The sequence below is a fragment of the Streptomyces sp. NPDC029044 genome, from assembly GCF_040637495.1.
Classification (GTDB): domain Bacteria; phylum Actinomycetota; class Actinomycetes; order Streptomycetales; family Streptomycetaceae; genus Streptomyces.
Genome location: NZ_JBEZWN010000041.1, coordinates 42895 through 69391 on the forward strand (window position 1 = coordinate 42895; position 26497 = coordinate 69391).

Consider the following 26497-nt stretch of genomic DNA (forward strand, 5'->3'; position numbering starts at 1 on the left):
GTCCGCGGTGGCGGTCGGGACCCCGCACCCCCGGCCGGGCCCCGCACCTCCGCCGGTCCCGGCACCCCCGCCGGGCACGGCACCCCCGCCGGGCACGGCGGCGAAGCGGCAGGCCACGAGGCGGCGCGGACCCGTTGTCAGTGCCGAGGTGCACGATGGACGCATGCCCAGCAATGCGCACCGAGCCCTGGACGGCTTCTCCCCCGCGACCCGCGCCTGGTTCACGGGTGCCTTCTCCGCGCCCACCTCGGCCCAGGCCGGTGCGTGGCAGGCCATCCACGAGGGTTCGGACGTGCTGGTCGTCGCCCCCACCGGCTCCGGAAAGACCCTGGCGGCCTTCCTGGCCGCTCTGGACCAGCTGGCCTCGACCCCTCCCCCCGCCGACCCGAAGAAGCGCTGCCGCGTCCTGTACGTCTCGCCCCTGAAGGCCCTGGCGGTGGACGTCGAGCGCAACCTGCGCAGCCCGCTGACGGGCATCCGCCAGGAGTCCGTCCGCCTCGGCCTGCCCGAACCCGAGGTCAAGGTGGGCATCCGTTCGGGCGACACCCCCGCCGCCGAGCGCCGCGCCCTGTCGACCCGCCCGCCGGACATCCTGATCACGACCCCGGAGTCGCTGTTCCTGATGCTGACGTCGGCCACGCGCGACGCGCTGGCGGGCGTGGAAACAGTGATCCTCGACGAGGTGCACGCGGTCGCCGGCACCAAGCGCGGCGCCCACCTCGCGCTCTCCCTGGAGCGGCTGGACGACCTCCTGTCGAAGCCCGCCCGCCGCATCGGCCTCTCCGCGACGGTCCGGCCCGTGGACGAGGTGGCCCGTTTCCTCTCCCCGCGCCGCAAGGTGGAGATCGTCCAGCCGGAGTCGGGCAAGGACTTCGACCTGTCGGTGGTCGTCCCGGTCGAGGACCTGGGCGAGCTGGGCGGCTCCCCGGTGGCGGACGGCCAGGAAGGCGCCGAGCGCCCGTCCATCTGGCCGCATGTGGAGGAGCGGATCGCCGACCTCGTCCAGTCCCACCGCTCGACGATCGTCTTCGCGAACTCCCGCCGCCTCGCGGAGCGCCTCTGCAACCGCCTGAACGAGATCGCGTACGAACGGGCCACGGGTGAGACGCTCGACGAGCACCACTCCCCCGCCGAGCTCATGGGCGGTTCGGGAGCGGCCCAGGGCGCTCCGCAGGTCATCGCCCGTGCCCACCACGGCTCGGTGTCCAAGGAGCAGCGCGCCCTGGTCGAGGAGGACCTCAAGGCGGGCCGCCTGCCCGCGGTCGTGGCCACGTCCAGTCTCGAACTCGGCATCGACATGGGTGCGGTGGACCTGGTCGTGCAGGTGGAGTCGCCGCCCTCCGTCGCCTCCGGCCTCCAGCGCGTCGGCCGGGCGGGGCACCAGGTGGGCGCGGTCTCCACGGGTGTCGTCTTCCCGAAGTACCGGGGCGACCTGGTGCAGGCGGCGGTGGTCACCGAGCGCATGCGCACGGGCTCCATCGAGTCCCTCAGGGTCCCCGCCAACCCCCTGGACGTCCTGGCGCAGCAGGTGGTCGCCATGACGGCCCTGGACACATGGCAGTTCGACGACCTCCTCGCCGCCGTCCGACGGGCCGCCCCGTTCGCCTCGCTTCCCGAGTCGGCCTTCACGGCGGTCCTCGACATGCTGGCCGGCCGCTACCCGTCCGACGCGTTCGCGGAGCTGCGCCCGCGCGTGGTGTGGGACCGGGTCACCGGCGAGATCACCGGCCGCCCCGGCGCACAGCGCCTCGCCGTCACCTCCGGCGGCACGATTCCCGACCGCGGTCTCTTCGGCGTCTTCCTCGCGGGCGCCGACCCCAAGAAGGGCGGCGGCCGGGTCGGCGAGCTCGACGAGGAGATGGTCTACGAGTCCCGCGTGGGTGACGTCTTCACGCTCGGCACCAGTTCCTGGCGCATCGAGGACATCACCCGCGACCGCGTCCTGGTCTCCCCGGCCCCGGGCGTGCCGGGCCGGCTGCCCTTCTGGAAGGGCGACCAGCTGGGCCGCCCGCTGGAACTGGGCCGGGCGGTGGGGGCGTTCCTGCGCGAGGTCGGGTCACTGCCCGAGGACGACGCCCGGCTCCGGCTCCTCGCCGCCGGCCTGGACGCGTGGGCGGCGGACAACGTGCTGTCGTACCTCAAGGAGCAGCGCGAGGCCTGCGGCCACATCCCGGACGACCGGACGATCGTCGTGGAGCGTTTCCGTGACGAGCTCGGCGACTGGCGCGTGGTCGTGCACTCGCCCTTCGGGGCTCAGGTGCACGCCCCGTGGGCGCTCGCACTCGGCGCGAAGCTGTCCGAGCGGTACGGCATGGACGCCCAGGTCATGCATGCGGACGACGGCATCGTGCTGCGCCTCCCGGACGCCGACCTGATGGGCTTGGACCTGCTGGACCAGGAGCCGGTGAGGATGGGCCGGGAGTACGACGCCGAGCAGGCCCCCGTGGGCGCGGCGGACGTCGTCTTCGACAAGGGCGAGGTCGACCAGGTCGTCACCGACCAGGTGGGCAGTTCCGCCCTGTTCGCCTCCCGCTTCCGTGAGTGTGCCGCCCGGGCGCTGCTGTTGCCGCGGCGCAATCCGGGCAAGCGCACCCCGCTGTGGCAGCAGCGGCAGCGTGCGTCGCAGCTGCTTCAGGTGGCGAGCGAGTTCGGCTCGTTCCCGATCGTGCTGGAGGCGGTCCGCGAGTGCCTCCAGGATGTCTTCGACGTCCCCGGTCTCGTGGAGCTGATGGGGGACCTGGAGTCCCGCAAGGTCCGCCTGGTCGAGGTCACCACGGCCGAACCGTCCCCCTTCGCGCGTTCCCTGCTCTTCGGCTACGTCGCCCAGTTCCTGTACGAGGGCGACTCACCGCTGGCAGAGCGCCGCGCCGCCGCCCTGTCCCTGGACTCCCGGCTGCTGGCCGAGCTCCTCGGCCAGGCGGAGCTGCGCGAGCTGCTCGACGCCGAGGTGCTGACCGAGCTGGAGCAGGAGCTGCAGTGGCGGACCGAGGACCGCCGTGTCAAGGACGCCGAGGGCGTCGCGGACCTCCTGCGCCTCCTCGGCCCGCTCACGGAGGCGGAGCTGGCCGAGCGGGGCGCCGAACCGCAGTGGGCGCAGGAACTCTCCGGTGCCCGCCGCGCCATCCGGGTCCGGATCGCAGGCCAGGACCACTGGGCGGCGATCGAGGACGCGGGCCGCCTGCGCGACGCGCTGGGCACCGCCCTGCCGGTCGGTGTGCCGGAAGCCTTCACAGAGCCCGTCAAGGACCCGCTCGGCGACCTCCTCGCCCGCTACGCCCGCACCCACGGCCCGTTCACCTCAGCCACGGCAGCGGCCCGCTTCGGCCTGGGTGTCGCCGTCACCGAGGGCGCCCTCCAGCGGCTCGCGGCGGCGGGCCGGGTCGTCCAGGGCGAGTTCCACCCGGCCGGGATCGGCCAGGAGTGGTGCGACGCTGCCGTGCTGCGCCGACTGCGCCGCCGCTCCTTGGCCGCGCTGCGGCACGAACTGGAGCCGGTGCCCCCGGCCGCCCTCGCCCAGTTCCTCCCCCAGTGGCAGCACATCGGCAAGGGCCACTCCCTGCGCGGCATCGACGGGCTGGTCCGGGCCATCGAGCAGGTCCAGGGCGCGTCCGTTCCGGCCTCCGCCCTGGAGAAACTGGTCCTGCCTTCCCGGGTCGTGAACTACACCCCGGCGATGCTGGACGAGCTGACCGCAGCCGGAGAGGTGGTCTGGGCCGGGGCGGGTTCCCTCCCCGGCAAGGACGGCTGGGTCTCCCTCTACCTGGCCGACGCGGCCCCCCTGCTCCTGCCGCCCCCGCATCCCCTGGAGCTGACCGCCCTGCACCAGTCCGTGCTGGACCTCCTCTCCGGCGGCTACGGCCTGTTCTTCCGCCAGATCGCCGACCAGGTCCGCGCCACCACGCACCCCGAGGCCACCGACCCCCAGCTGGCCGACGCCCTCTGGGATCTGGCCTGGTCCGGCCGCCTGACGAACGACACGCTCACCCCCATGCGCTCCCTGCTCGGTTCGGGCCGCACCGCGGGCTCCACGGCCCACCGCGCCAAGCGCGCGGTCCCGCGCGGCCGCTACGGCTCTCTCACGGCCGCGGCGCGCACCGCGTCCCGCTCCGGCCCGCCGACGGTCGCGGGCCGCTGGTCCCTGCTCCCGGCCCATGAGCCCGACCCCACCGTGCGGGCCCATGCCCTCGCCCGGACCCTCCTCGACCGGCACGGTGTGGTCACCAGGGGTGCGGTGTCGGCTGAGGGCGTCGAGGGCGGCTTCTCGGCGATCTACCGCGTCCTGTCCGTCTTCGAGGAGAGCGGCCAGGCGCGCCGCGGCTACGTGGTGGAGGGCCTGGGCGCCGCGCAGTTCGCGATGGACGGCGCGGTGGACCGCCTGCGTGCGGTGTCCAACGCCCGTGACCGCGGCGAGGGCCTGCCCGGCCCGCTCCCCGGCTCGGAACCAGACCCGTTCCCCGCCCATGACTTCGCCGCCCCGGACGACTCGGCCTCGCCCCTCGGCCACAGCGACGACCCCGGCCCCGACGGCTTCCCCGACCTGGCCTCTTACGACACCCCGAAGCCGTCCCCGGGCGAGTGGGTCTCGCCCCGCGACTACGCCCCGCAGGCCGCGCCTTCCTGGCAGAACGGCGGGCGCGCGGCGTACGACCAGGGGTTCGCGGGCCGGCGTGCCCGCCCCGACGATGCGTCCCGGGCCGTCGTCCTCGCCGCCGCCGACCCGGCGAACGCGTACGGCGCCGCCCTGGCCTGGCCCGAGCCCCCGTCCGGCGCCGGCCACAAGCCGGGCCGCAAAGCGGGCTCCCTGGTGGTGCTCGTCGACGGTGAACTGACCCTCTACATGGAGCGGGGTGGCAAGACGCTGCTGGCGTGGGCCGCCGACCCGGACGGCGTCCCCGCCGACGACCCCCGCCTGCGCAGTGCCGCGGAGGCTCTCGCCGCGGCGGCCCGCGCGGGTTCGCTCGGCACGGTCACGGTGGAGCGCGTCAACGGCGCCCCGGCCCTGACGTCCCCCATCGGCACCCTGCTGGAAGGAGCGGGCTTCATCGCGACCCCCCGAGGACTCCGCCTGCGCGCCTGACGTTCCCGGCACACAGCAGATCCGGCCCCGCGTACAGCCGCTCCGGCCGCGCGTACAACCGATCCGGCCCCGAGCACAACCGGCCCGGCCCCGCACACAGCCGATCCGACCGCTCATGCGGCCGTCGTGCCACCCTTGACCCATGCCCGAAGGTGACACGGTCTGGCAGGCCGCGAGGCGGTTGCACGACGCCCTCGCGGGCAAGGTGCTGACCCGCAGCGATCTCCGGGTCCCGCGTTTCGCCACGGCCGACCTCACGGGCCGCGCGGTCCTGGACGTCACCGCGCGCGGCAAGCACCTCCTCACCCGCGTCGAGGGCGGCCTGACCCTCCACTCCCACCTGCGGATGGACGGCTCCTGGAAGGTGTACGGGAACGGCCAGCGCTGGAGCGGAGGTCCCGGCCACCAGATCCGCGCGATCCTCGGCACCACCGACCGCACCGCCGTCGGCTACCGCCTCCCCGTCCTGGAACTGCTGCGCACCACCGACGAGCACCGCGCGGTCGGCCACCTCGGCCCCGACCTCCTGGGCCCGGACTGGGATCCCGACCGGGCCCTGGCCAACGTCCTCCAGGACCCCACCCGCGAACTCGGCGAGGCCCTGCTCGACCAGCGCAATCTCGCCGGCATCGGCAACGTCTACAAGAGCGAGCTCTGCTTCCTGCTCGGCGTCACCCCCTGGCTCCCGGCCGGCGACCTTCCCCCCGACCGCGCCACGAAGCTGCCCGCGCTCGCCAAGAAGCTGCTGGAGGCCAATCGCGACCGCCCGATCCGCAGCACGACGGGCCGCCGCGGCCAGGACCTCTTCGTCTACGGCCGGGCACCCCGCCCCTGCCTGCGCTGCCGCACCTCGATCCGCGTCGCCGACCAGGGCGACGGCTCCCGCGAACGCCCCACCTACTGGTGCCCCACCTGTCAGCCCGGCCCTGCCCCCAGGCCGGCCCGGCGCGGCCGCACCGATTGACGACCCGTCAGACACGCTCGTACGGTCCCTGTATGCCCGTCACGGCGTACGACCTCACCGGCCGCACCGCGTTCGTCACCGGCGCCGCGAGCGGCATCGGCCGCGCCTCGGCGCTGCTGCTCGCCGAGGCGGGGGCGACCGTGCACTGCGCGGACCGGGACGCCGAGGGTCTGCACGAGACGGCGGCCCTGATCAAGGACGGCGGCGGCACCGCACGCGCCCACCCCCTCGACGTCACCGACCGGGCCGGGTTGCGGCAGGCCCTCACCTCCTGCGAACGCGTGGACGCCCTGGCCGCGGTCGCCGGGATCATGCACCGCAGTCCCGTACTGGAGACCCGGGACGAGGACCTCGACCGGGTCCTCGACGTCAACTTCAAGGGCGTGCTGTACGCCTGCCAGGAGGCCGCCCGGCTCATGATCGCCCACGGCACCCGGGGCAGCATCGTCACCATGGCCTCGGGCGCCGTCGACACGGGCGGCCCCGGGCTGCTCTGTTATGGCGCGGCCAAGGCGGCGGTGGTGCAGCTCACCAAGACACTCGCGACGGAGGTCGGCCGGCACGGCATCCGCGTCAATGCGGTAGCACCGGGCTGGATCCGTACGCCGATGACCGATCGCGGCGACAGCGGCTCCCAGGCGCACGCGGAGTCCGTCATGGCCCGGATGTCGCCTCTGGGCCGTGTGGGCGAGCCCGAGGACATCGCCCACACGGTCCTCCACCTGGTCTCCGACGCCTCGGCCTTCACGACGGGCCAGATCCTCCGCCCCAACGGAGGTGTGGCCATGCCGTGGTGAAAGAGCCAGCGCCCCTCACGCGACACATCCCGCACAGGACGCGTCACCGGACCACCGTCCGCCTGCGGCAAGCTCCGCAGCCGAAGCGCCCCCTACCCTCCCCCCGACTTCACCCCCGTGGCACCCCCGCCTCCGGCGCGGGCCCCGGCCCCGGCCCCGGCCTTCAGCAGCCTCTGCCACCGGCCCGCCCCCACGACCCCCCGAGCCCGCCGCTTGGGCACACAGTGCACGGGCAGCACGCTCAGCCCCCACCCCCCGGCCGCGACCGCCGCCTCCAGCACCCCCGCGCCGGGCACGGTCACCAGTCGCACCACGGCACACCACCACAGCGCCCCCAGCCCCAGTGCGACCCCGCGGACCCCCCAGTGCCGGCTCCCCCAGCGCACTATCCCCGCCATGGCCGCCACCCCCAGCCCGACGCTATGCAGTCACCCGGGCCGGCGGACAGGGCGCACCACGGGCACAGGGGCGCACCGCACGCACCGCCCTGGCAGCGCACGCCGCTCAGGCCGCGCACGCCGCACAGGCGGCGCACGCACACACAGCGCACCCGCCCCGCAGCACCTACCCGACCGGCACCGCGCACCGGCCCCGCACCGCCGACCCGCCCAGCACCGCGCACCGGCCCCGCACCACCCACCCGACCGGCACCCCCCACCCAACCGGCACCCCCGACCCGCCGGGCACCGCCAGCGCCCACCCGACCGGCACCGCGCACGCGATCCGCCCCGCGCAGCCGGTCCAGCCCACGCACCCGCCCCACACCGGGCAGCTCTCCGCACCGTGTGCGCATGGGTGCGGGACGCCGCGACGCGGTGGCGAGACTCGCGCCCGGCGATTCACCCGCGCCCGCGCCCTCTTCCGTCACCCGTTCTCGGCCTGGAACATCCAGTGATGCTTCTCCAGGTCCGCCGTGATCCCGATGAAGATGTCCTGGCTCACCGGATCCGGCTCACCGGTCGCCTCGACGCGTTCCCGCATCCGGGCGATCACCGCGCCCAGCGCTTCGACGAGCGTCCCCACGGCGGTCGTGTCGTCGACCCAGCCTTCGGGAGTCACGCCGATCCCGCTGCCGACGGCCACGGTCGCAGCACGCCCGTCAGGGGAGATACCCAGGGCCGCTGCGCGCTCGGCCACGGTGTCGGAGTACTTCCGCGCGATGTCGACGACCTCGTCGAGCTGGAGATGCACCGAACGGAAGCGCTGCCCCACCACGTTCCAGTGGATCTGCTTCGCCACGAGGGCGAGATCCACCAGGTCGACCAGGGCACCTTGCAGCGCCTCGGACACGGTCTTCAGGCTCGCGTCCGACAACGGGCTCTTCACGACGTACATCCGCACCTCCGAGGACTGCCCCCGCCATCCCCTCAACGATGACCGCCGCACGCCCTACCGGCAAACGCACACATATCAGACACGGCCCGCGCGAGAGGGCGACAGCCGGCCCCGGACAAGCGAAAACCCCGGGCGCACCCCTCCGGTTCTCCCGGAGAGGCCCGGCCGGGGCCTCGATCATGCCGTGTGAGCGCGGAGCCTCACGCGGCGACGACGTCCACCGCTTCGGCAGGCGCCTTGATGGTCACCCGTTCCGGTGGCACACCGGTCACCGACACGGAACCCAGCATCGAGCGAACCGGCGTGGGTACAGGCTCGCTGGGGGTGGCCGCTGCAGACTGGGCCAGCTCGGCGAGGGCGAGCTCGTCGCTCACTTCCCGCATGAGCTCGGACATCCGTACGTCCAGCGCGTCGCAGATGGCGGAGAGCAGCTCGGAGGAAGCCTCCTTCTGCCCCCGCTCCACCTCGGAGAGATAGCCGAGTGAGACTCGGGCGGACGAGGAGACTTCGCGCAGAGTACGGCCCTGGCGCTGGCGCTGCCGACGCAGCACGTCACCCAGCAGGCGACGGAGCAGAATCATCGGTGGCTCCCTCCTCGGACCGCGTAGCCGCATCCATTACGCCCCACCGTACCGCCTTGCGCCGCGGCCGTGCGGGGAGCGATGTCGTGTTCACTCAGGGCTGCAAACATCAAAACCCCCCGTTCCGTTCCGTATCCTGTGCCCGCTCATTCCCAGTCTGTTCGCTCGCAAGCTCCTTCAGAAGCAGTGCGAGTACGCTCCGTACACTCTCTCTACGAATTTCCGCGCGGTCGCCGTTCAACCGCAGAGCCTCCACTTTTCCGCCGCCGGCAGAACCGGAATCGGCTCGGGCAGGTCCGTCCACGGCGACGAAAACCGTGCCGACGGCCTGTCCGTCCTGCGGCTCGGGACCCGCGACACCGGTGGTCGCGATGCCCCAGTCGGTGCCGAGCGCCTTGCGTACACCTGCCGCCATTTCGGCCGCGACCTGCGGATCCACCGCCCCGCGCGCTCCCAGCAGGACGGCGTCGACACCGAGCAGGTCATGCTTGAGGTCGGTGGCGTAGGCGGTCACCGAGCCCCGGAAGACCTTGGACGCCCCGGGGACGGATGTGAGGTCCGCCGCAACGAGGCCACCGGTCAGCGACTCCGCGACGGCGAGCGTCTCACCCTTCACCGTGAGTAGTCGCACCACGTCGGTGGCCGTGGAACTCACGCTTCCTTCTCCTCCAACGCGGCCTTGCGCTCGGCGATTCCCTGCCTGCGCAGCACAATGGCCTGTTTCACATAGTCGAGCCCGGTCACCACGGTCAGCACGACCGCCGCGGCCATCACCCACCACCTCAGAGTGGCCAGCCACCCCGTCAGCGCCAGCACGTACATGCCGACGGCCACGCCCTGGGTGAGGGTCTTCAGCTTGCCTCCGCGGCTGGCGGGAATCACGCCGTACCGGATGACCCAGAAACGCAGCAGAGTGACTCCGAGTTCCCGGCCGAGGATGACGCCGGTCACCCACCAGGGCAGATCACCGAGGGCGGACAGACAGACGAGCGCCGCCCCCATGATCGCCTTGTCGGCGATGGGGTCGGCGATCTTCCCGAAGTCCGTGACCAGGTTGTACGTGCGCGCCAGGTGACCGTCGAAGAGGTCGGTGATCATGGCGACGGCGAAGGCGGCCCAGGCGAGGGCTCGCCATGCCGGGTCGTAGCCGCCGTCGGCGAGCATCAGCGCGACGAAGGCCGGTACGAGGACCAGCCGGAGCATGGTCAGCAGGTTGGCGATGTTCCAGACACTGGCCTGGTTGACCGCCGCGGCAGCGATCTTCCCACCGCGCGGCGTCTTGCCTTCGCCCTGCACGTCGAGGCCACTGTCCTCGGCGGGCACGGCCTCGCCGGCACCGGACACCGCCCCGGCAGTCCCGCCGTCACCCGCACCGGCCGAGGCTCCGGGCGCTCCGCCCTCGGACGACCGCGTGGCCGGCGCAGCGGGCGTCGTGGCGGCCGCACCGGCCGCCGCCCTCCTCGCGCCGGAGGCACCTCCCGCCGCGGATGCCGGGACACCGGTCATCTGCCCGCCTCCTCACTCCACGCAGGCGACGTGAGCGAACCCTGCAGCGGCTCGGCCACCAGGTCGACACCTTCCGTGCCGACCACCTTCGCCTCGACCATACGGCCGACACGCAGACCCGCGCCGCTCGTGAGGAGCACCTGGCCGTCCGTCTCGGGCGCCTGGTGCTCCGCACGGCCGTACACGCCCTCCTCGTCGACGGACTCGACGAGGACCCGCACGCTCTGGCCGACGCGCTCCTCGGCCCGCTGCGAGACGAGTTCCTCGGCCAGCCGCGAGATATGGGCCAGCCGCTCGGCGACGACGTCCTCGTCGAGCTTGTCCTCGTAGGTCGCCGCCTCGGTGCCCTCCTCGTCGGAGTAGCCGAAGACGCCGATGGCGTCGAGCCGCGCCCCGTTCAGGAACCGCTCCAGCTCGGCGAGATCGGCCTCGCTCTCACCGGGGAAGCCGACGATGAAGTTGGAGCGCACACCGGCCTCGGGCGCCTTGCTCCGGATGGTGTCGAGCAGCTCCAGGAAGCGGTCGGTGTCGCCGAAGCGGCGCATCGCGCGCAGCACGCCGGGCGCGGAGTGCTGGAAGGACAGGTCGAAGTAGGGCGCGACCTTCGGGGTCGAGGTGAGCACGTCGATGAGGCCGGGCCGCATCTCGGCGGGCTGGAGGTAGCTGACGCGCACCCGCTCGATGCCGTCGACGTCGGCGAGCTCGGGCAGCAGGGACTCCAGCAGGCGGATGTCGCCCAGGTCCTTGCCGTAGGAGGTGTTGTTCTCGGAGACCAGCATGATCTCCTTCACGCCCTGCTCGGCCAGCCACCGCGTCTCGTTCAGCACGTCGCTGGGGCGGCGGGAGATGAAGGAGCCGCGGAAGGACGGGATGGCGCAGAAGGAGCAGCGTCGGTCACAGCCGGAGGCGAGCTTGACGGAGGCGACCGGGGAGCCGTCCAGACGGCGGCGCAGGGGTGCGCGCGGCCCGGAGGCCGGGGCGAGGCCCTCGGGAAGATCCGCCGGCGCGACGGCGGGCTCGGCCGGGCCGTGCCCGGGCAGCGCGACCTCGGCCGCCGACTCCTGGCGCTCCGCGGGGCTGATGGGCAGCAGCTTGCGCCGGTCGCGGGGGGTGTGCGAGGCGTGGATGCCGCCGTTGAGGATGGTCTGCAGGCGGTCCGAGATGTCCGAGTAGTCGTCGAAGCCGAGCACGCCGTCGGCCTCGGGGAGGGCTTCGGCGAGCTCCTTGCCGTACCGCTCGGCCATGCAGCCCACCGCCACGACGGCCTGGGTTCTGCCGTGCCCCTTGAGGTCGTTGGCTTCGAGGAGGGCGTCGACGGAGTCTTTCTTGGCGGCTTCGACGAAGCCGCAGGTGTTCACGACGGCGACGTCCGCGTTCTCGGCGTCCTCCACGAGCTGCCAGCCGTCCGCCTCCAAACGGCCTGCGAGCTCCTCCGAGTCCACCTCGTTACGGGCGCAGCCAAGGGTGACGAGTGCGACGGTACGGCGTTCAGGCATGGGCTCAAGACTACTTCGTCCCGCCGACACCCCACGTCGACGGGGTTGGCCGTTTACCGGCCAACCCCGCATCAACCGGACGTTTCGGTCCGATCACCCGGCTTCGGGGTCGCCCTTCGTGTACGTCAGGCGTTCGACGGACCCCGGCTGGAAGTTCTCCTCGATCTTCTTGCCGTTGACGAAGAGGTCGATCGCGCCGGCGTCCCCGAGGACGAGGTGGACCTTCGAACTGTCCTGGAAGGTCTTGGTGTCGCCCTGCTTGAGAACGCCGTCGAAGATCATCCGGCCGTTGTGGTCCTTGGCCGCGATCCAGCTGCGGCCGTCGGCGGCGGCCACCCGGACGGTCACCTTGTCCTGCGGCGCGGCCGCGATGGCACTGTCGGACGGCTCGGGCTCGGGGTCGGCGGGCTTCTTGGTCTTGGTGGTCGGGGAGGCGGAGTCGCCGGGTGTGGAGCCCTCGGCCACGTTCGCCTCGTTGCTGCCGTCGTCGCCCTGGAACATCGTGAAGCCGACGAACCCGATCACGGCGACGATCGCCGCGACCATGGCCGCGGTCCAGTTGGGACCCCGCCGCTCCGGACGGATGCGTTCCGCCTCGAAGAGAGGAGCTGCCGGGGTCGGTGCCGGGCGCCCGCCGTGTTCGTCGCCGTACTGGGCGAGCAGCGGTTCGGGGTCGAGGTGGACGGCCTTGGCCAGGGTCCTGATGTGCCCACGGGCGTAGACGTCTCCGCCGCAGGGGGAGAAGTCGTCCGCCTCGATCGCGTGCACGATGTTCATGCGGACCCGGGTGGCGCTACTGACGTCGTCGACGGTCAGCCCGGCGGCGATACGAGCCTGCTGGAGGGCACGGCCGATCGAGGGGCGGGCTTCCTCGTGGTCTGCTTCGACGTGCTCGTTTTCGAACGGACGCTCGTCTTCAGGGGAGTTGCCGATGGACACGGGGGCGCCTTTCGAGCGTGTAGCCGCCTGTGCTGGAAGTTCAGTCTAGGGGGGTACCAAAAGGGTGGGGCAACCGGGCGGTGTCACTTTGTACGCCATCGGTATGGCCCGACATTCCGATGGTGGGCTCGCTGGTTGTCGCTTCCCTCAACTTGACGTACGCCGCAGGGAAACGGTTGCTCGATGATCCCTTACGGGTGAGTCACGATCCGGACACCCGTTTGCAGTACCGCCCGCGAGGCGATCACCGTGCCCCGTTTCCCTACCCTTCAGACTCCCCCCGGATCAGGGCGAGCACGCCATCCAGCTCGTCAGGCTTCACAAGAACGTCACGAGCCTTCGAACCCTCGCTCGGTCCGACGATGTTCCTCGACTCCATGAGGTCCATCAGCCGGCCGGCCTTGGCGAAGCCGACGCGCAGCTTGCGCTGGAGCATGGACGTCGACCCGAACTGCGTGGAGACGACCAGTTCGGCCGCCTGGCACAGCAGGTCGAGGTCGTCGCCGATGTCCTCGTCGATCTCCTTCTTCTGCTTGGTGCCCACGACGACGTCGTCCCGGAAGACCGGCGTCATCTGGTCCTTGCAGTGCCGGACGACGCCCGCGATCTCCTCCTCGGTGACGAAGGCGCCCTGCATACGGGTGGGCTTGTTGGCCCCCATGGGCAGGAACAGCCCGTCGCCCTTGCCGATGAGCTTCTCGGCGCCCGGCTGGTCGAGGATGACCCGCGAGTCGGCCAGCGAGGACGTGGCGAACGCGAGCCGGGACGGCACGTTCGCCTTGATGAGACCGGTGACGACGTCCACCGACGGCCGCTGCGTTGCGAGCACCAGGTGAATGCCGGCCGCTCGCGCGAGCTGCGTGATGCGCACGATCGCGTCCTCGACGTCCCGTGGCGCGACCATCATCAGGTCGGCGAGCTCGTCGACGATGACCAGCAGGTACGGATACGGCTGGAGCTCGCGCTCACTGCCCTCGGGCGGTTTGACCTTGCCCTCGCGCACGGCCTTGTTGAAGTCGTCGATGTGCCGGTAGCCGTAGGCCGCCAGGTCGTCGTAGCGCAGGTCCATCTCGCGGACGACCCACTGGAGCGCCTCGGCGGCCCGCTTGGGGTTGGTGATGATCGGCGTGATCAGGTGCGGGATGCCCTCGTACGCGGTCAGTTCGACCCGCTTGGGGTCGACCAGGATCATCCGCACGTCCTCGGGGGTCGCCCGCATCATCACCGATGTGATCAGGCAGTTGATGCAGGACGACTTGCCGGAGCCGGTGGCGCCGGCGACCAGCATGTGCGGCATCTTCGCCAGCGAGTGCATGACGTAGCCGCCCTCGACGTCCTTGCCGAAGGCGACCAGCATCGGGTCGTCGTCCTCGGCGGACTCCGCCAGACGCAGGACGTCACCGAGGTTGACCATCTCGCGGTCGGTGTTCGGGATCTCGATGCCGACCGCGGACTTGCCGGGGATCGGGCTGATGATCCGCACGTCCGGGCTCGCGACGGCGTAGGCGATGTTCTTCGTCAGCGCGGTGATGCGCTCGACCTTCACGGCGGGGCCGAGCTCGACCTCGTAGCGCGTGACCGTCGGCCCGCGGGTGAAGCCGGTGACACTGGCGTCCACCTTGAACTCGGTGAACACCGTCGTCAGCGACTCGACGATGAGGTCGTTGGCGGCGCTGCGCGCCTTGCCCGGGCCGCCGCGCTCCAGCAGGTCCAGGGACGGCAGGGAGTAGGTGATGTCGCCGGAGAGCTGGAGCTGCTCCGCCCGCGGGGGCAGGTCGCGGGGCTCGGAGGGCGGAGCCTTGGTGAGGTCGCGGACGCCCGCCCGCGGCTTCTGCGGCTCCGGCTCGTCCTGCTCGGGCCTGTCCCGCTCGGCCTTGTCCTGCTTGGCCTTGCCCTGCCGGGGGCGTGCGGCCGGGACGGGCGTCGGCGTGGTCGCCTCCTGGTCCCCCACCCGTACGCCCTGGGTGAGGTCGGCGACGATCGGCGAAGGCGGCATGCCGTGCAGCACGGCACCGTCGAGCGCGGCGGCGGCCGCCGCGGCGACGTCCACGGCGTCCCTGCGCCGGTCCATGTCGGGCTGCGGCACCGCCGAGCGGCGAGGACGGCCACGGCGCCGGGTGAGGGCCTCCTCCTCGGCGGTGTCCGGGTCGTACGCCGCGGGCGCCGGCGCGCGCCTGCCACGCGGGCGCGCGGGCAGCGCCTCGCGCCACTGCTCCTCGTAGCGCTCGTCGTCCTCGGCGAAGGCGAACTCGTCCTCGGCCGGGTCGCGGAGGATCCCGAGACGCACCCCGAGCAGCCGCAGCCGCTGCGGAATGGCGTTGACCGGGGTGGCCGTGACGACCAGCAGCCCGAAGACGGTCAGCAGCACCAGCAGCGGCACGGCGAGCACGTCCCCCATGGCGTACGACAACGGGGTCGCCATGGCCCAGCCGATGAGACCGCCGGCGTCCCTTATGGCCTGCATGCCGTCGCCGCGCGCGGGTGAGCCGCACGCGATGTGGACCTGGCCGAGCACGCCGATGACGAGCGCGGACAGTCCGATGACGATGCGTCCGTTGGCCTCGGGTTTCTCCGGGTGACGGATGAACCGCACGGCGATGACCGCGAGGAGTATCGGCACGAGCAGGTCGAGCCGGCCGAAGGCGCCGGTCACCAGGATCTCGACGAGGTCGCCCACCGGGCCCTTGAGGTCGGCCCAGGTGCCCGCGGCGACGATCAGCGCGATACCGAGCAGCAGCAGGGCGACGCCGTCCTTGCGGTGGGCCGGGTCGAGGTTCTTCGCGCCCTGCCCTATGCCCCGGAACACGGCGCCGACGGCATGCGCCACACCGAGCCACACGGCCCGCACGAGCCGGTAGATGCCGCCGGTGGGACTGGGGGCCGGTTTGGGCGCGACCTTCTTGGCCGCGGCCTTCCGGGCGGGCGCCTTCTTCGCGGGAGCCTTCTTGGCGGCGGCCTTCTTCGCCGGAGCCTTCGCGGCCGCCTTCTTCGCGGGCGGCGGCTTCTTGGCTGCGGAGGGACGTGAGGCCATGGGTGTGAGGTTACCGGGGGAGACGACAGGGGACACGCGTGTCCAGCGCTTCACCCGTTCGTGTCGCTCCGGGAGAGGCGCGAAACTGACGCGCGGTCACGGGTGGGCAATCCCGCCTGCGCACGCGTCAGTTCTGCGAGGACACCGAGGACGTGCTCCCGGTGCCCGGCTCCAGCGCGTCCAGCGCCCGCCGCAACCCCGTGAGCTTGCGCTCCAGATGAGCCGCCGTGGCCACCGCGGCGGCGTCCGTCGACTCGTCGTTGAGCTGCTTGGTCAGCGCTTCGGCCTGCTCCTCGACGGCCGCGAGCCGTGCGGAGAGCTCCGCGAGCAGCCCCGCCGACTCCTTGGCCTCGCCGCCCGCCTCCTTGCCGTTGCCCTCCAACTGGAGCCGCAGCAGCGACGCCTGCTCCCGCAGCTGGCAGTTCTTCATGTACAGCTCGACGAAGACGGAGACCTTCGCGCGCAGCACCCACGGGTCGAACGGCTTGGAGATGTAGTCCACCGCGCCCGCCGCGTAACCCCGGAAGGTGTGGTGCGGGCCGTGGTTGATCGCCGTGAGGAAGATGATCGGGATGTCCCGCGTCCGCTCGCGGCGCTTGATGTGCGCGGCGGTCTCGAAGCCGTCCATACCCGGCATCTGGACATCCAGCAGGATGACCGCGAAGTCGTCCGTGAGCAGCGCTTTGAGCGCTTCCTCCCCGGACGATGCCCGCACCAGCGTCTGATCGAGCGCAGAGAGGATCGCCTCCAGCGCCAGCAGATTCTCCGGCCGGTCATCGACCAGGAGGATCTTGGCCTTCTGCACCATGGCCCGCCCTCCTCGCCCCGGCGTGGGGCCTCCCCTGTCCGCAGGACCTGCGGCAGCACCGGTGGGTGCCACCCCAGCGGACGACTCCCTTGCGCCGCCCGTCCTTGTGCCGGTCATCGTAGCCGCACCCCGCCCGTCGCCACACCCTGTCACCGCGATGTCACTGCGCACGTAGCAGAAACGCAGCAGGAGACCAGAAGGTTCCCCGGATCTTGTACTTCTACACGACTATGCGCACACCGAGTCGGCAACTCCGCGTGAACACCGAACCTTCCCGACATGGTCGCGCAACTGACCGACGTTCCCCTCATTCCCCTCGCATCCACTGATCCATCACCGCCAGCAGGTGATCGGGGTCGACGGGCTTCGTCACGTAGTCGGAAGCGCCCGACTCGATCGCCTTCTCGCGGTCGCCCTTCATCGCCTTCGCGGTCAGCGCGATGATCGGCAGCCCGGCGAACTGCGGCATCCTGCGGATCGCCGTGGTCGTCGCGTACCCGTCCATCTCGGGCATCATGATGTCCATCAGCACGACCGCCACGTCGTCGTGCTGCTCCAGGACCTCGATGCCCTCCCGGCCGTTCTCCGCGTACAGCACGGACAGGCCGTGCTGTTCCAGGACGCTGGTCAGGGCGAAGACGTTGCGGATGTCGTCGTCGACGATCAGGACCTTCTGGCCGCCGAACCGGATGCCGCGGTTCGACCTCGGCGCCGGCTCCTGCTCGGACGCAGTCCACTGCTCCAGCTGCGCGGGGCGCGGCGGCAGCTCGGGCATCCTGCGGCGCCGCCGGAACAGGGCGGCCGGCCCGTTCTGCGTCTCGCGGTACGACGTCACCTCGGCCGGCGTCTCGACCTCCACGTCCGACAGCTCGGACGCCGACGCCACCAGGTCGCCGGCCTCCAGGGCGGGCAGCTGCTGCTGGTAGCCCTGCGGCGGCAGTTCACTGGGGTGCAGCGGCAGGTACAGCGTGAACGTCGAACCGCGGCCCGGCTCGCTCTGCGCGTAAATCTCACCGCCGAGCAACTGCGCGATCTCCCGCGAGATGGACAACCCGAGACCCGTGCCGCCGTACTTGCGGCTGGTGGTGCCGTCGGCCTGCTTGAACGCCTCGAAGATCACCCGCATCTTGCTGGACGCGATGCCGATGCCCGTGTCGGTCACCGAGAACGCGATGAGCCCGGCGTCCGCACCGGTCAGCGACCCGGTCTCCAGCAGCTGCTCCCGGATCTTCTGCGGCACGTCCTCCCGCGCCGGCCTGATGACCAGCTCCACCGACCCCGAGTCGGTGAACTTCACCGCGTTCGACAGCAGGTTCCGCAGCACCTGTAGCAGCCGCTGCTCGTCGGTGTGCAGCGTCGCCGGCAGCTCCGGCGAGACCCGCACGGACAGGTCCAGGCCCTTCTCCGCGGTCAGGGGCCGGAAGGTGGCCTCCACGTAATCCACGAGCTGGACGAGCGCGATCCGTGTCGGGGAGACGTCCATCTTGCCCGCCTCGACCTTCGACAGGTCGAGGATGTCGTTGATGAGCTGGAGCAGGTCCGAACCCGCTCCGTGGATCGTCTCGGCGAACTCGACCTGCTTCGGGGAGAGGTTCCCCTCGGCGTTGTCGGCGAGCAGCTTCGCCAGGATCAACAGCGAGTTGAGCGGCGTACGCAGCTCGTGCGACATGTTCGCCAGGAACTCGCTCTTGTAGCGCATCGACACCGCGAGCTGCTCGGCGCGCTCCTCCAGGACCTGCCGCGCCTCCTCGATCTCGGTGTTCTTCACCTCGATGTCGCGGTTCTGCTGGGCCAGCAGCTCGGCCTTCTCCTCCAGTTCGGCGTTGGACGCCTGGAGGGCCTTCTGCCGCTGCTCCAACTCTGCCGAACGCTCCCGCAGTTGCTCGGTCAGCTCCTGCGACTGCGCCAGCAGCAGCTCGGTCTTGGTGTTGACGGAGATGGTGTTGACGCTCGTCGCGATCATCTCGGCGATCTGGTTCAGGAAGTCCTTCTGGATCTGCGTGAACGGCGTGAAGGACGCCAGCTCGATGACGCCGAGCACGCTGCCCTCGAACAGCACCGGCAGCACGATGACCTGCGCGGGCGGCGCCTCGCCCAGCCCCGAGGAGATCTTCAGATAACCGCTGGGCGCGTTCTCCACGAGGATCGTGCGCTTCTCCTCGGCAGCCGTCCCGACCAGCGCCTCACCGGGCTCGAACGACGTCGGCATGGAGCCCATCGAGTAGCCGTAACTGCCGAGCATCCGCAGCTCGTACTGGTCCTCGACCGTGGCGCTCATGTCCTCGCCGTCGACGAGCGGCATCGCCACGAAGAACGCCCCGTGCTGCGCGGAGACGACGGGCGTCAGCTCGCTCATGATCAGCGAGGCCACGTCCTCCAGGTCACGGCGGCCCTGCATCAGCGCGGAGATCCGGGCCAGGTTGCCCTTGAGCCAGTCCTGCTCCTTGTTGGCGATCGTGGTGTCGCGCAGGTTGGCGATCATCTTGTTGATGTAGTCCTGGAGCTCCTGGATCTCCCCGGACGCGTCCACGTCGATCTTCAGGTTCAGATCGCCGCGGGTCACCGCGGTCGCCACGCGCGCGATGGCACGCACCTGCCGGGTGAGGTTCCCGGCCATCTCGTTCACCGACTCCGTCAGGTCCCGCCAGGTGCCGTCCACGTCCCGCACCCGTGCCTGGCCGCCCAGCTGCCCTTCCGTGCCCACCTCGCGGGCCACACGCGTGACCTCCTCCGCGAAGGACGACAGCTGGTCGACCATCGTGTTGATGGTCGTCTTCAGCTCCAGGATCTCCCCGCGCGCGTCGATGTCGATCTTCTTCGTCAGGTCACCCTTGGCGATGGCCGTGGTCACCATGGCGATGTTGCGCACCTGGCCGGTCAGGTTGGACGCCATCTGGTTCACGGACTCGGTGAGGTCCTTCCACGTACCGGCCACACCCGGTACGTGCGCCTGACCGCCGAGGATGCCGTCCGTGCCCACCTCACGGGCCACCTTGGTGACCTGCTCGGCGAACGAACTCAGCGTCTTCACCATCGTGTTGATGGTGTCGGCGAGCTGCGCGACCTCACCGCGCGCCTCGATGGTCACCTGCCGCGTCAGGTCACCGTTGGCGACCGCCGCCGAGACCTGGGAGATGTTCCGCACCTGAGTGGTGAGGTTCTTCGCCATCAGGTTGACGTTGTCGCTCAGGTCCTTCCAGATGCCCGTGACACCCGGCACGTGCGCCTGGCCGCCCAGGATGCCCTCGGTGCCCACCTCACGGGCCACCCGGGTCACCTGCTCGGCGAAGGAGGAGAGCTGGTCCACCATCGTGTTGACGGTCGTGACGAGTTCGAGGATCTCCCCCTTGGCGTCGACGGTGATCTTCTTCGACAGGTCACCCCGGGCCACCGCCGTCGTGACCTCGGCGATGTTGCGCACCTGGATGGTCAGGTTGTTGGCCATGCCGTTCACGGACTGGGTGAGGTCCTTCCAGGTGCCGGAGACGCCCTGCACCTCGGCCTGACCGCCGAGGATGCCCTCCGTACCCACCTCACGGGCCACACGCGTGACCTCTTCGGCGAACGACGACAGCTGGTCCACCATCGTGTTCAGCGTGTTCTTCAGCTCCAGGATCTCCCCGCGCGCGTCCACGGTGATCTTCTGGGACAAGTCACCCCGGGCCACCGCCGTGGCCACCTGGGCGATGTTGCGCACCTGGCCGGTCAGGTTGGACGCCATGCCGTTCACGGAGTCCGTCAGGTCGCGCCAGACACCGGCCACGCCCGGCACCTGAGCCTGACCGCCCAGCCGGCCGTCCGTACCCACCTCGCGGGCGACCCGCGTCACCTGGTCGGCGAAGGCGGAGAGCTGGTCGACCATCGTGTTGATGGTGTTCTTCAGCTCCAGGATCTCGCCGCGCGCGTCGACATCGATCTTCTGCGACAGGTCACCCCGGGCCACCGCCGTCGTCACCTGCGCGATGTTCCTCACCTGGGAGGTGAGGTTGCCGGCCATCGAGTTGACGGAGTCGGTGAGTTCCTTCCACGTGCCCGACACACCGTCGACACGGGCCTGACCCCCCAGGCGGCCCTCCGTGCCCACGTCCCGGGCCATCCGCGTCACCTGGTCCGCGAAGGAGGACAGCTGGTCCACCATCGTGTTCACGGTGTTCTTCATCTTGAGCATCTCGCCGGAGACGTCGACCGTGACCTTCTGCGAGAGGTCGCCGTTGGCCACCGCCGTCGTCACCTGGGCGATGTTCCGCACCTGTCCGGTGAGGTTCCGGAACGCCGTGTTGACGGAGTCCGTCAAGTCCTTCCACGTACCGGCCACACCCGGCACCTGCGCCTGGCCACCCAGCTCACCCTCGACACCGATCTCCCGCGCCACACGGGTCACTTCGGCACCGAAGGCGGACAGCTGGTCCACCATCGTGTTGACGGTGTTCTTCAGCTCCAGCATCTCGCCGGCCACATCCACCGTGACCTTCTGCGACAGATCACCATTGGCCACCGCCGTCGTCACGGCGGCGATGTCCCGCACCTGAGTGGTCAGATTCCGGAAGACCGTGTTCACCGAATCGGTGAGGTCCTTCCACGTCCCCGCCGCACCCGGCACGTTCGCCTGACCGCCGAGCTGCCCCTCGGCCCCGACCTCGTTGGCCACACGCGTGACCTCGTCCGCGAAGATCCGCAGTGTCTCGGTCATCTGGTTGATCGTGTCGGCGAGCTGCGCGACCTCACCGCGCGCCGGCACCGTCACCTTGCGCGACAGGTCACCGTTGGCGACCGCGGTCGTCACCTCCGCGATCCCGCGCACCTGGGCCGTGAGGTTCCCGGCCATGGTGTTCACCGAATCGGTCAGCTCTTTCCACACACCGGCGACGCCGGGCACCTGCGCCTGGCCGCCCAGCGCGCCCTCGGTGCCCACCTCACGTGCCACACGCGTGACCTCGGAGGAGAACGCCGACAGCTGGTCCACCATCGTGTTGACGGTGTTCTTCAGCTCCAGCATCTCGCCGGCCACCTGCACGGTGACCTTCCGGGACAGGTCACCCTTGGCGACCGCCGTCGTCACCAGCGCGATGTCCCTCACCTGAGCGGTGAGCCGGTTCGCCATCGTGTTGACGGAGTCCGTCAGGTCCCGCCAGGAACCCGACATGCCCCGCACGCGGGCCTGCCCGCCCAGCTTGCCCTCGGTGCCCACCTCACTGGCCACACGCGTGACCTCGTCGGTGAACGTCGACAGCTGATCGACCAGGTTGTTGACGGTCCGCCCGACCTTCAGGAACTCGCCGCGCAGCGGCTGACTGTTCCCGTCCGGCACCTGCGTCCGCAGCTCCATCCGCGGCGACAGATCACCCTCCGCCACCGCCGACAGCACCCGGCCGACCTCGGAAACCGGCCGCACCAAGTCGTCCACCAGGGCGTTCGAGTTGTCGATCGCCGTCGCCCAGGAGCCCTCACAGGCACCCGTCTCCAGCCGCTCGGTGAGCTTGCCCTCACGGCCCACCATCCGCCGCACCCGCGACAGCTCACCCGTCAGATGCAGATTGCGGTCGGCCACCTCGTTGAAGACCGCCGCGATCTCGGCCATCACGCCGTCGCCCGACACCGTGAGCCGCTTGCGGAAGTTCCCGTCCCGCATCGACACCAGGGCCGCCATCAGGCGGTTCAGGGCCGCCGTGTCCACCTCGGTCGTGCCACTACGCACCTTGCCCTGATTGATCGGGGACTGTCCGCCTTTCGCGCGCGTCTTCCTGCCACGCGTCGCTGCGCCAGACTCCACTGTGTCCCTCCCGCAGGGGTCGACCGTCTCTGCTGTGCTCGGGTACCACGCTCGGCGTACCGGTTACTACTGCGTATTCTCTGCCCTGCATGCCAGGCCGTCTCCAGGGGGCTGCTGCCCAAGGTCACCTCCGGGCACACAGCCTGCCCTGACCTTCACAAGAAGCTTGCCCAGTGTTTCACCCTGGCCGAACCAGGCCATAACAGTTCGGCAGCTTCGCACATCGTCCGCACACCCTCCGGACGGAAACACTGCAGACCGGCATCCGCATGGACCGCGAAGGTAAGTAACCTTGCATCCGGCTGTCCAGCCGCGCCGGTCCGTCCGGCCTGGGCGGTGGCACGAAGACGAGCGGGCATCGGAGGGGCGGCCGCACACACCATGACCACCGGACTGATCCCGGGGGGACAGCCCCCGGACCCCCGGCCGACGGGCGCCCTGCCCCAGCAGCGGCGCGAGCCGGCCGGCCACGCAGCCCAGCACGTCGAGAACCGGTCGAGGAGTTCTGTGATCACCGCGCGCGCGGCCGCCAGTTTCGATCCCGTCGGGCGATCGGTCGCGAGCGCCCGCTCCTTCGTCCGCGACACCCTCCAGGGCTGGGGCTTCGCGGACATCGTCGACGACGCCGTCGTTCTCACGAGCGAACTGGTGACCAACGCCGTGGTCCACGCCGGCACCTCCGCCGACGTACTGTGCCTGCGCAGCGACGACGGCGTCCGCATCGAGGTGGCCGACCGCTACCCCGAACGCGAGATCCCCCTCCAGGCGACGGCCGTCAACATGGGCAGCCCCGACCGCGAGGGCGGCCGCGGACTCCAGCTGTGCGCGGCCCTGGCCGGCCGCTGGGGCGTCGAGTACATCCCCACCCACAAGACCGTCTGGTTCCAACTGGACCTGCCCGCGCGCGCCGTGGGCACCCGCGCGGCCGGCCCGGCCCTCCCCTCCGACCTCCTCCCCCTCGCCGACAGCCGGGTCCGCGTGGCCGTCGTCCAGGTCGACCGCACCGGCCACATCGCCGCCTGGAACGAGGACGCCGAGGACCTCTTCGGCTACCCGGCGGAGCAGGTCGTCGGCAAGCCCCTGACCGACCTCGCGGCGTGGCCGCACACCCCCGGCACCAGCACCGGCATCGCGGAGGCCCTGCGCCTCTCCCGCTGGGAAGGCAGCTACGGCATCCGCGCCGCCACCGGCCGCGTCACCCCCGTCTACGCCTCCCACCTGCGCGTCCGCGACACCGCAGGCGAACCGTCAACCGTGTGCCTCCTGGTACGGGACCACGAACGAGCAGTTCTCCAGACGCCGCTGCGCGGCCCCGCCTCCGACACCTCCACCGGCTCCGAGGGCCAGAACACCGACCCCTTCGAGGTCTTCATCGGCTCTCCCGCGCCGGACGACCTCGACGGCCTCCTCCAGCGCACGGTCGAGCGCGCCCGCGACATGCTCGACGGCGATTCGGCCTTCCTCCTGCTCGCCACCGACGACGAGACGGAACTGGAGGTCCGCGCCTCCACCGGTCTCCCCTCGGCCCGTCAGCGGTTCGCCCGCGTCCCCGTCGAAGCGGGCCCCGGCCGCTACGGCTCGGCCCGCATGCCCGCCGTCCACGACGACCTGACCGCGGTCCCCGGCGCGGTCCCGCTGCTGAACGGCACGGGCATGCGCTCGGTCGTCACCGTCCCGCTGAAGGTGGAGGGCCGCCTCACCGGCTCCCTCGGCGTCGCCGCCGAAGCCCCTGCCAGATACTCCAACGAGGAGGCCCTGCGCCTCCAGTTCGCCGCCGACCGCATCGCCCTCGCCGTCGAATCGGCGCGCCTGGGCGAACTGGAGCGCCTGCGCCGCGGATCCCTCAGCTTCCTCGTCGAGGCCTCCGACCTGCTGGCCGGCACCCTGGACCGCGACCAGACCCTGGCCCTGATGGCCCAGATGACCGTCCCGACCCTGGCCACCTGGTGTGCCGTCTACACGATCGCCGACCAGGCCTCCGAGCCCTACCTCTCCTACGTCCTGCACGAGGACGAGGAACTCATCGACGGCATCAAGTCCCTGCTGTCGAAGGTCCCCGCGCCCGACCCGGTCCCCACTCCCGGCGCCCGCGTGTGGACGGCCCCCGGCGAGGTGGCCCACCAGGCGGCCCTGCGCAGTTCCATGCGCAGCCTCGGCCTCAGCGGCAGCCCGACCCGCCAGGTCACTCCCGGCATCGGCCCCACCCTCGCGACCGCCTCCGCCGTCGGCGGCGAGACCGTGGTCCTGCCGCTGGTCGCCCGCAACCGCGTCATCGGCATGCTCACCCTCGGCAAGCCCACCGACGAACACTTCCGCCAGGAGATCCTGGAGCTCGCCGAGGACCTCTCCCGCCGGGCCGCCCTGGCCCTGGACAACGCCCGCCTCTACTCGGAGCGGACGGCGATCAGTCAGTCCCTTCAGCGCAGTCTCCTGCCCCCGGAGCTCCCCGAGATCGACGGCGTCGAGGTCGAGGTCATCTACCGCGCCGCCGGCGAGGGCAACGAGGTCGGCGGCGACTTCTACGACGTCTTCCCCATCCGCGACGGCGCCTACGGCTTCGCCATCGGCGACGTCTGCGGCACAGGACCGAACGCGGCGGCGGTCACCGGCCTGGCCCGCCACGCCCTGCGCCTCCTGGCCCGCGAGGGCCTCACCGGCCCGACGGTCCTGGAGCGCCTGAACTCCGCGATCCTCGACGAAGGCGCCCGCAGCCGCTTCCTCACCCTCCTCTACGGCGAGATGCGCCCGCAGGAGGACGGCAGCGCGGAGCTGAAGGTCGTCTGCGCCGGCCACCCCCTCCCACTGCGCCTGCGCCAGGACGGCACGGTCGAACCGGCCGCGGAGCCCCAGCCGCTGCTCGGCGTCATCGAGGATCTGGAGCTCTACGAGCAGACCGTCACCCTCGACCCGGGCGACGTCCTCCTGTGCGTCACGGACGGCGTCACCGAACGCCGGGAGGGCGCCCGCATGCTCGGCGACGACGGTCTCGCCGACGTCCTCACGACCTGCACGGGCCTCACGGCCGGCGCGGTGGCGGCCCGCATCATGCGCGCGGTGGAACGCTTCGCATCGGACGCCCCCTCGGACGACATGGCGATCCTGGCGATGCGCGTCCCCGGCCTCCACAAGGACTAGGGAAACGCAAAAGGCCCCACCCGTGAGGGTGGGGCCTTTTATGCTGGAGCCCCCAAGCGGAATCGAACCGCTGACCTTCTCCTTACCATGGAGACGCTCTACCGACTGAGCTATAGGGGCCTGTTGCTTTGCGAGGTCTCCCCCGCGGCAACGGAATAGATCATACCCCGAACAGACCCGTGCTCCCAACCACGTCAGAAGGCGGGCTGGAGAAGCCCTCCGAGAGCGTTGCAGGCCGACACGATCCGATGCATGTCCCGCTTGGTCAACGACGCGTCCACGGGCAGCGCCAGAGTCTCGTCGGAAGCCCGCTCGGTCTCCGGCAGTGCGACGCAGCGACGGAATTCGGGCAGCCGGTGCACGGGCGTCTTCACCGGCACCCGGCACTCGACTCCCTTGGCTCGCACGGCCCGCGCGAAGGCGTCCCGATCGGGCCGCCCATTGCCCGGAACCCGCACGACGTACTGCTGATATGTGTGTCCGTCACCGTCGTCCGGCGTCCGCACACCCCTCAACTTGGCATCGAGATAAGCCGCGCGCTCCCTGCGCTGCGCCGTCTCGTCGTACGGAGCCTCCGACTCACCTTGCTCCAGTACCAGGAGCCCGTGGCGTTGCCCGAGGGCGTGCAGCCGACCGATGTCGGCGAGCCGGCCGAAGCGGTGCACGACGACCACGGCCGCCGTCCGCGAGGTGACCGCTGCTTCCACAGCAGCGACGTCGAGACAGTAGGTGGCGGGGTCTATGTCGGCGAACACCGGCAGAGCGCCGGCCATGGTCACGGCTTCGGCGACCTCGACGTTCCCGAAGGCCGGCACGACGACCTCGTCACCGAGTCCGACACCGGCGGCCCTGAGCATTGCAGCAGTACCCATGCCTTGAATGCTCGGTGCGCAACGTGAACTTCAAGTGACGCGCAACAAAAAAGGGTTGGACCCGAAACCGAAGTTCCAGGTCCAACCCTTTCAATGATTGTTCGGCGGCGTCCTACTCTCCCACAGGGTCCCCCCTGCAGTACCATCGGCGCTGTAAGGCTTAGCTTCCGGGTTCGGAATGTAACC

At 71.0% G+C, this 26497-nt stretch carries 15 protein-coding genes, 1 tRNA gene and 1 rRNA gene; 4 read left to right on the forward strand and 13 right to left on the reverse strand.

Annotated elements, in window-relative coordinates:
• Positions 1–163: 163 nt before the first annotated feature.
• The 3 genes from AB0E85_RS27415 (at position 164) to AB0E85_RS27425 (ending at position 6838) form a co-directional block, all read left to right on the forward strand.
• Positions 164–5077: an ATP-dependent helicase gene (locus AB0E85_RS27415; RefSeq protein WP_361932311.1), complete on the forward strand. Its 4914-nt coding sequence runs from the start codon at positions 164–166 to the stop codon at positions 5075–5077.
• 142 nt (positions 5078–5219) lie between these two features.
• The gene (locus tag AB0E85_RS27420) at positions 5220–6041 is read left to right on the forward strand and encodes a DNA-formamidopyrimidine glycosylase family protein (RefSeq protein WP_361932314.1); all 822 of its coding nucleotides are present in this window, start codon (positions 5220–5222) and stop codon (positions 6039–6041) included.
• A gap of 32 nt (positions 6042–6073) precedes the next feature.
• Complete coding sequence (locus AB0E85_RS27425; protein ID WP_361932317.1) at positions 6074–6838, forward strand: SDR family NAD(P)-dependent oxidoreductase; 765 nt, start codon at positions 6074–6076, stop codon at positions 6836–6838.
• Positions 6839–6930: 92 nt separating this feature from the next.
• Here AB0E85_RS27425 and AB0E85_RS27430 read toward each other — a convergent pair whose 3' ends face one another.
• From AB0E85_RS27430 to AB0E85_RS27475, 10 genes are all read right to left on the reverse strand, one after another.
• Positions 6931–7236, reverse strand: a complete 306-nt coding sequence (locus tag AB0E85_RS27430; RefSeq protein WP_361932320.1) for a hypothetical protein — start codon at positions 7234–7236, stop codon at positions 6931–6933.
• A 466-nt stretch (positions 7237–7702) separates the two neighbouring features.
• Positions 7703–8173 carry a DNA starvation/stationary phase protection protein gene (locus AB0E85_RS27435; RefSeq protein ID WP_361932322.1) on the reverse strand — a complete coding sequence of 157 codons (471 nt, stop codon included), beginning with the start codon at positions 8171–8173 and terminating at the stop codon, positions 7703–7705.
• A gap of 200 nt (positions 8174–8373) precedes the next feature.
• Positions 8374–8754, reverse strand: a complete 381-nt coding sequence (locus AB0E85_RS27440) for a helix-turn-helix transcriptional regulator (protein WP_033314530.1) — start codon at positions 8752–8754, stop codon at positions 8374–8376.
• Positions 8755–8863: 109 nt separating this feature from the next.
• Positions 8864–9409 (reverse strand): CinA family protein, encoded by a 546-nt coding sequence (locus tag AB0E85_RS27445; RefSeq protein ID WP_361932325.1) that lies wholly within the window; start codon positions 9407–9409, stop codon positions 8864–8866.
• Positions 9406–10260, reverse strand: a complete 855-nt coding sequence (gene pgsA / locus AB0E85_RS27450) for a CDP-diacylglycerol--glycerol-3-phosphate 3-phosphatidyltransferase (protein ID WP_361932328.1) — start codon at positions 10258–10260, stop codon at positions 9406–9408. The genes AB0E85_RS27445 and pgsA overlap by 4 nt, the downstream gene beginning before the upstream one ends.
• On the reverse strand, positions 10257–11756 hold the full coding sequence (rimO, locus tag AB0E85_RS27455) for a 30S ribosomal protein S12 methylthiotransferase RimO (protein WP_361932330.1): 1500 nt from the start codon (positions 11754–11756) through the stop codon (positions 10257–10259). Before rimO ends, pgsA begins: the two co-directional genes overlap by 4 nt.
• A gap of 93 nt (positions 11757–11849) precedes the next feature.
• The gene (locus AB0E85_RS27460) at positions 11850–12695 is read right to left on the reverse strand and encodes a RodZ domain-containing protein (protein WP_361932333.1); all 846 of its coding nucleotides are present in this window, start codon (positions 12693–12695) and stop codon (positions 11850–11852) included.
• A 262-nt stretch (positions 12696–12957) separates the two neighbouring features.
• Positions 12958–15726 (reverse strand): DNA translocase FtsK, encoded by a 2769-nt coding sequence (locus AB0E85_RS27465; RefSeq protein ID WP_361932335.1) that lies wholly within the window; start codon positions 15724–15726, stop codon positions 12958–12960.
• Between the two features lie 127 nt (positions 15727–15853).
• Entirely contained in the window at positions 15854–16534 is a 681-nt protein-coding gene (locus tag AB0E85_RS27470; protein ID WP_107459878.1) for a response regulator, read from the reverse strand.
• Positions 16535–16841: 307 nt separating this feature from the next.
• Positions 16842–22304 (reverse strand): HAMP domain-containing protein, encoded by a 5463-nt coding sequence (locus AB0E85_RS27475; RefSeq protein WP_361932338.1) that lies wholly within the window; start codon positions 22302–22304, stop codon positions 16842–16844.
• 381 nt (positions 22305–22685) lie between these two features.
• Here AB0E85_RS27475 and AB0E85_RS27480 point away from each other — a divergent pair, with 381 nt between their 5' ends.
• On the forward strand, positions 22686–25439 hold the full coding sequence (locus AB0E85_RS27480) for a SpoIIE family protein phosphatase (RefSeq protein ID WP_361932340.1): 2754 nt from the start codon (positions 22686–22688) through the stop codon (positions 25437–25439).
• A 44-nt stretch (positions 25440–25483) separates the two neighbouring features.
• On the opposite strand, the gene AB0E85_RS27485 is transcribed toward AB0E85_RS27480, so the two are convergent.
• From AB0E85_RS27485 to rrf, 3 genes are all read right to left on the reverse strand, one after another.
• Positions 25484–25559 (reverse strand) — tRNA-Thr (locus tag AB0E85_RS27485).
• A gap of 74 nt (positions 25560–25633) precedes the next feature.
• The gene (locus AB0E85_RS27490; RefSeq protein WP_361932350.1) at positions 25634–26296 is read right to left on the reverse strand and encodes a DegT/DnrJ/EryC1/StrS family aminotransferase; all 663 of its coding nucleotides are present in this window, start codon (positions 26294–26296) and stop codon (positions 25634–25636) included.
• 114 nt (positions 26297–26410) lie between these two features.
• Positions 26411–26497: ribosomal RNA gene (gene rrf / locus AB0E85_RS27495) — 5S ribosomal RNA — on the reverse strand; the annotation flags it as partial.

Bases quoted from the DNA above. Each gene is read 5' to 3' on its own strand.
- AB0E85_RS27415 (WP_361932311.1), top strand. From the start codon at position 164: ATGCCCAGCAATGCGCACCGAGCCCTGGACGGCTTCTCCCCCGCGACC.
- AB0E85_RS27420 (WP_361932314.1), top strand. From the start codon at position 5,220: ATGCCCGAAGGTGACACGGTCTGGCAGGCCGCGAGGCGGTTGCACGAC.
- AB0E85_RS27425 (WP_361932317.1), top strand. From the start codon at position 6,074: ATGCCCGTCACGGCGTACGACCTCACCGGCCGCACCGCGTTCGTCACC.
- AB0E85_RS27430 (WP_361932320.1), bottom strand. From the start codon at position 7,236: ATGGCGGGGATAGTGCGCTGGGGGAGCCGGCACTGGGGGGTCCGCGGG.
- AB0E85_RS27435 (WP_361932322.1), bottom strand. From the start codon at position 8,173: ATGTACGTCGTGAAGAGCCCGTTGTCGGACGCGAGCCTGAAGACCGTG.
- AB0E85_RS27440 (WP_033314530.1), bottom strand. From the start codon at position 8,754: ATGATTCTGCTCCGTCGCCTGCTGGGTGACGTGCTGCGTCGGCAGCGC.
- pgsA (WP_361932328.1), bottom strand. From the start codon at position 10,260: ATGACCGGTGTCCCGGCATCCGCGGCGGGAGGTGCCTCCGGCGCGAGG.
- rimO (WP_361932330.1), bottom strand. From the start codon at position 11,756: ATGCCTGAACGCCGTACCGTCGCACTCGTCACCCTTGGCTGCGCCCGT.
- AB0E85_RS27465 (WP_361932335.1), bottom strand. From the start codon at position 15,726: ATGGCCTCACGTCCCTCCGCAGCCAAGAAGCCGCCGCCCGCGAAGAAG.
- AB0E85_RS27470 (WP_107459878.1), bottom strand. From the start codon at position 16,534: ATGGTGCAGAAGGCCAAGATCCTCCTGGTCGATGACCGGCCGGAGAAT.
- AB0E85_RS27480 (WP_361932340.1), top strand. From the start codon at position 22,686: ATGACCACCGGACTGATCCCGGGGGGACAGCCCCCGGACCCCCGGCCG.
- AB0E85_RS27490 (WP_361932350.1), bottom strand. From the start codon at position 26,296: ATGCTCAGGGCCGCCGGTGTCGGACTCGGTGACGAGGTCGTCGTGCCG.